Raw genomic sequence first — 5,007 nt, forward strand, 5'->3', positions numbered from 1 at the left:
GCCGGCGGCCAGCCGCCGCGAGCCGGCGGGCGCGGGCGTGCGGCCGTCTGGCTCACCCTCGCATGGACGGGGCTCTGGTTGGTTCTGCCACTGGCAGTGCTCGCCCTGTGGTCGGTGCGCCCAGCCGGACCGGGCAGCTGGACGCTGGCGGGGTATCGCACGCTGGGGGCCGACGTCAACGGCATCACCCCGATGTCCTCGGCGATTCTCTCGGTGACCACCGCGAGCACCGCCGCGGTGTTGGCATTCGTCCTCGGGCTGAACCTCGCCGTCGTCCTCACCCGGATACGCGGTCCGCTGCGGGCCGTCGCCGACACTGTCGCGACCCTCCCGCTCGGCGTGAGCGCGGTGACCCTGGGGTTCGGCTACATGCTGGTCTTGACCCATTGGCCGGCGCGCCTGGCGAACTCGTGGCTGGTCATCGCCGCTGTGCAAGCGCTGGTCGTCGTGCCACTCGTGCTGCGGATCGCCGTCCCCGCCCTCGAGCACGTCCCCAGTGGGCTGCGGGCCGCCGCGGCGACGATGGGGGCAAGCCCATTGCGGGTCTTCGCGACCGTGGACCTGCCGATCGCCGGTCGCTCCCTGGCCGCCGCGGCGGGCTTCGCATTCATCCTGAGCCTGGGTGAGTTCGGCGCGACGAGCTTTCTGGCCCGCGTGGACACGACGACGCTGCCGGTCATGATCGGCAGTGCGCTCAACCGCCCGGGCGAGGGGAGTCTGGCCACCGCCATGGCGTGTTCAATGGTGCTGGTCGTCGCGACCGCCGTCGCCGTCGGGATCGTGGAGGCCGTCCGGCCGGATGCGGGGTCGCTGCTATGACGTTGGAGTGCACCGGCGTGGGCATCGACTACGACGGCCATCGGGTCGTCCGTGACGTTTCGCTGAGCGTCTCGGCGGGATCGGGACCCGGCCCGGTGACCGCCATCCTCGGACCGTCCGGGTGCGGGAAGTCGACACTGTTGCGCGCGATCGCCGGCCTCGAACCGCTCGCCACGGGCCGGATCTGTTTCGACGGGCAGGATCTCGCCACCGTCCCGCCCCACCGGCGCGACTTCGGCATGGTCTTTCAGGATGGGCAGCTGTTCAGCGGCCGGACCGTCGCGGCCAACATTGCCTACGGACTGCGGGCCCGCCGGTGGCCGCGTTCGGAGATTGCCGCGCGGGTCGCCGAGATGCTCGAGTTGGTCGCATTGCCCGGGATGGCCGATCGACGCGTGGACGGCCTGTCCGGCGGACAGGCGCAGCGCGTGGCCCTGGCCCGCGCATTGGCGCCGCGGCCGCGCCTGCTGCTGCTCGACGAGCCGCTGGCCGCCCTCGATGCGAACCTGCGGGAGCGGCTGGCCACCGACATCACCGAGATCGTCGTCGCCACCGCGACACCGGCGATCGTCGTGACCCACGACCATGACGAGGCGGCGACGATGGGCGACAGCGTCGTCGTCATGCGCGAGGGCGAGGTAGTGGCCGCCGACACCGCTACCCGGGTGTGGCGCTACCCGCGTGACGAGTGGACCGCTCATTTCCTGGGGTGGGAGCACCTGCTGCCCGCCGATCACGACGGCGACGTCGTACGCACCGAGCTCGGCGACGTGGCGGCCGCCGACCTGGGCCTGGCGCCCGGGGCGCGGGTGAGTGCCGTCGCGATCCGTGCCGAATCATTGCGCGCACGACCCAGCGCCGCCGGTGCCCCCGGCGCGCTAGAGGTGCGGCGCGTGCTCGAACTGCCGGAGCGGACGCACGTGTTCCTCGACGGGACGGGCCTCGAGGTACCGGTAGCCGGGCTGGGCGCACTTGTCGACGACGAGGCCGGCGCCGTCCCGCGCCCGGGGCAATCGGTCACCGTGACACTGGTGGGCGCGCGCATCGGCGTCCTGTGCGGGGAACAGCGCTGATGGTGCCGCGCGTGGTGGTCGCCGGTGCGGTGATCCGCGACTGCGACGGTACCGGGCGCCGTTTGCTGCTGGCACAGCGCGACTACCCGCCGGAGTTGGCCGGGCTGTGGGAGTTGCCCGGTGGGAAAGCCGAGAGCGGAGAGACCACCGCCGAGGCATTGGAGCGGGAGTTGCGCGAGGAGTTGGGCATCGACGTCGTCGCGGGTGCCGGCATCGGCGCGGCAGTTCCGCTGCGCGACGACCTGGAGTTGCGCGCCTATCAGGCGCAGTGGGTCAGGGGGGAGCCAGCGGCCCTGGAACACCGGGCGGTGGCCTGGTTCGGTGCTTCGGAGTTGGAGGATCTGGCGCGGCGCGGGCAGGTCGTGCCCGCGGACTCCGGCTGGGTCGACGAGCTGGCGGATCTGCTCAGGCGACCCGGGCCTTCTTGATCGCCTTCTTGATCTTCTTGTGGTCCATGCGGTCCAGATCGAGCTTGCGGAGGCGGTGCACGACCACCGGGCAGCGCATGCAGCGCACGTCCTTGCGGCAGCATTTTTTCTTGGGCTTGAGGTTCGTCGGCTTGAACTTCTTCGCCGATTTCTTTTTGCCCATAAGGCCAAGCTAGCAAAGCGAGGTGCCAGTGAAACCCCTCGGCGTCGACGTGAGCGACGTCTCACCGGGAAACCGCCGATTCTGGTTGACGGCGCCTGCGCAGTTAGAATCGCACGTTGGCGATTCCCGCCCCTGCCCCTCATCAGAAAGTCGTGCCCGTGAGCGCTGCTCGAAACTTCCGCAACGTCGCGATCGTCGCGCACGTCGACCACGGGAAGACCACCCTCGTCGACGCGATGCTCCGCCAGTCCGGCGCGTTCGCCGAACGCGCGGAGCCCGTCGACCGTGTCATGGATTCCGGCGACCTCGAGCGCGAGAAGGGCATCACGATCCTCGCGAAGAACACCGCGGTGCACCGGCGCCAGCCCGACGGCACCGAGGTCGTCATCAACGTGATCGACACCCCCGGGCACGCCGACTTCGGCGGCGAGGTGGAACGCGGACTGTCGATGGTCGACGGTGTCGTCCTGCTGGTCGACGCGTCCGAGGGCCCGCTGCCGCAGACCCGGTTCGTGATGCGCAAGGCGCTGTCCGCCGCGCTGCCGGTGATCCTCGTCGTCAACAAGACCGACCGTCCCGACGCCCGCATCGACGAGGTCGTGCACGAGTCGCAGGACCTGCTGCTCGACCTGGCCGGCGACCTCGAGGACGAAGAGGCCAGCCAGGCCGCCGAACTGGCCCTGGACCTGCCCGTGCTGTACGCCTCGGGCCGCGCCGGCGTCGCGTCGATGACGCAGCCAGCCGACGGCTCGGTGCCCGACGGGGACAACCTGGACCCGTTCTTCGACGTGCTCATGGAGCACGTGCCCGCCCCCAAGGGCGATCCCGAAGCCCCGCTGCAGGCCCACGTCACCAACCTCGACGCCTCGGCCTTCCTCGGCCGCCTCGCCCTTGTCCGCATCCACAACGGGACGCTGCGCAAGGGCCAGCAGGTGTCGTGGTGCCGCGAGGTCGACGGTGAACCCATCATCGAGAAGGCGAAGATCACCGAGCTGCTGGCCACCAACGGCGTTGACCGCGAGCCCGCCGAAGAGGCCGTCGCCGGTGACATCGTGGCCGTCGCCGGCATGCCGGAGATCATGATCGGGGACACCCTCGCCGACGCCGAGAACCCGCAGCCGCTGCCGCGCATCACCGTCGACGAGCCGGCGATCTCGGTGACCATCGGCACCAACTCGTCGCCGCTGGCGGGCAAGGTGTCCGGGCACAAGCTGACCGCGCGGATGGTGAAGTCGCGACTGGACACCGAGCTTGTGGGCAACGTGTCGCTGCGCGTCGTCGACATCGGCCGCCCCGACGCGTGGGAGGTGCAGGGCCGCGGTGAGCTCGCGCTGGCGATCCTCGTCGAGCAGATGCGCCGCGAGGGCTTCGAGCTGACCGTGGGCAAGCCACAGGTCGTGACGCGCCAGGTCGACGGCAAGCTGCACGAGCCCTTCGAGCACCTCACGATCGACGTGCCCGATGAGTACCTGGGCGCCGTCACGCAGTTGCTTGCCGCGCGCAAGGGGCGGATGGACCACATGGCGACCAACGCCCACGGGTGGGTGCGGATGGAGTTCATCGTGCCCAGCCGCGGGTTGATCGGCTTCCGCACCGACTTCCTGACCGAGACCCGCGGCACCGGCATTGCCAACGCCGTGTTCGACGGCTACCACCCGTGGGCCGGGGAGATCCGCGCTCGGCACAGCGGATCGCTGGTCAGCGACCGCCAGGGCTCGGTGACGCCGTACGCGATGATTCAGCTCGCCGACCGCGGCACATTCTTCGTCGACCCCGGTGACGACACCTACGAGGGCCATGTCGTCGGGATCAACCCGCGGCTGGAGGACCTCGACATCAATGTCACCCGGGAGAAGAAGCTCACCAACATGCGCCAGTCGTCGGCCGACGTGATGGAGACGCTGGCCAAGCCGATGCAATTGGACCTGGAGGGCGCCATGGAGTTCTGTGCCGCCGACGAGTGCGTCGAGGTCACCCCGGAGGTCGTCCGGGTGCGTAAGGTTCATCTCGACGCCACGACGCGCGCCCGGGAACGTTCGCGTGCCAAGGCGCGCGACGCGAACGTGTAGGACGCGGAACTCGTAGGACAGACGGCGGGCAGGTGACGGTGGGCCGGGGGGCCCGGAGGGAGGCGCAGGTGCGCAGAGCGGGCCCTGTATTGCTGCTGACGACCGCAACCGCGCTGCTCGTGGGCGGCTGCATGGCCTCTCCGCCGCCGCCGGTCCAACCGAGCGCACCGGCGCCGGTCCAGGCCGAGTACCCGACCGAGAAGACGATCCACGTCGCCACCGACGCGATCGGCGCCGGGTTCAACCCGCACCTGGCGGCCGACCAGTCGACGGTCACCACCGCGATCGGCACCCTCACCCTGCCCAGCGCATTCGACCCGGTCGTCGGGCGCGACGGCGAGCTGGTCTGGCGCTTGTCGGATTCGCTGCTGACGTCGGCGGAGGTCACCTCGACCGCGCCGTTCACTGTGGTCTACCGGATCCAGACGAACGCGCAGTGGTCCGACGGTCTGCCG

General features: G+C 70.3%; 5 protein-coding genes and 1 pseudogene. 5 read left to right on the top strand and 1 reads right to left on the bottom strand.

Annotated features, from left to right (window positions below; genetic code table 11):
* The 3 genes from B4L26_RS07515 to B4L26_RS07525 all read left to right on the top strand — a co-directional run.
* The coding region (locus tag B4L26_RS07515; protein ID WP_290717629.1) for an ABC transporter permease at positions 1-819 on the top strand (819 nt) is incomplete at its 5' end.
* Entirely contained in the window at positions 816-1,892 is a 1,077-nt protein-coding gene (locus B4L26_RS07520) for an ABC transporter ATP-binding protein (protein WP_290717631.1), read from the top strand. The genes B4L26_RS07515 and B4L26_RS07520, both read left to right, overlap by 4 nt.
* Positions 1,892-2,320 carry an NUDIX domain-containing protein gene (locus B4L26_RS07525; protein WP_290717633.1) on the top strand — a complete coding sequence of 143 codons (429 nt, stop codon included), beginning with the start codon at positions 1,892-1,894 and terminating at the stop codon, positions 2,318-2,320. The genes B4L26_RS07520 and B4L26_RS07525 overlap by 1 nt, the downstream gene beginning before the upstream one ends.
* On the opposite strand, the gene B4L26_RS07530 is transcribed toward B4L26_RS07525, so the two are convergent.
* Positions 2,298-2,483, bottom strand: coding sequence for a hypothetical protein (locus tag B4L26_RS07530; RefSeq protein WP_290717635.1), 186 nt, complete (start codon positions 2,481-2,483; stop codon positions 2,298-2,300). The two genes, B4L26_RS07525 and B4L26_RS07530, sit on opposite strands and share 23 nt — an antisense overlap.
* A 158-nt stretch (positions 2,484-2,641) precedes the next feature.
* Between B4L26_RS07530 and typA the strand changes: the two genes are divergently transcribed.
* Positions 2,642-4,552, top strand: coding sequence for a translational GTPase TypA (gene typA / locus B4L26_RS07535; RefSeq protein WP_290717637.1), 1,911 nt, complete (start codon positions 2,642-2,644; stop codon positions 4,550-4,552).
* A 131-nt stretch (positions 4,553-4,683) separates the two neighbouring features.
* Positions 4,684-5,007, top strand: a pseudogene (locus tag B4L26_RS07540) (ABC transporter family substrate-binding protein); the annotation flags it as partial.

The sequence above is a fragment of the Gordonia sp. UBA7599 genome (genome assembly GCA_002477755.1).
Classification (GTDB): Bacteria; Actinomycetota; Actinomycetes; order Mycobacteriales; family Mycobacteriaceae; genus Gordonia.

What these genes read in the sequence shown, in the direction of transcription:
- B4L26_RS07520 (WP_290717631.1), top strand. Translation starts at nt 816, where the DNA reads ATGACGTTGGAGTGCACCGGCGTGGGCATCGACTACGACGGCCATCGG.
- B4L26_RS07525 (WP_290717633.1), top strand. Translation starts at nt 1,892, where the DNA reads ATGGTGCCGCGCGTGGTGGTCGCCGGTGCGGTGATCCGCGACTGCGAC.
- B4L26_RS07530 (WP_290717635.1), bottom strand. Translation starts at nt 2,483, where the DNA reads ATGGGCAAAAAGAAATCGGCGAAGAAGTTCAAGCCGACGAACCTCAAG.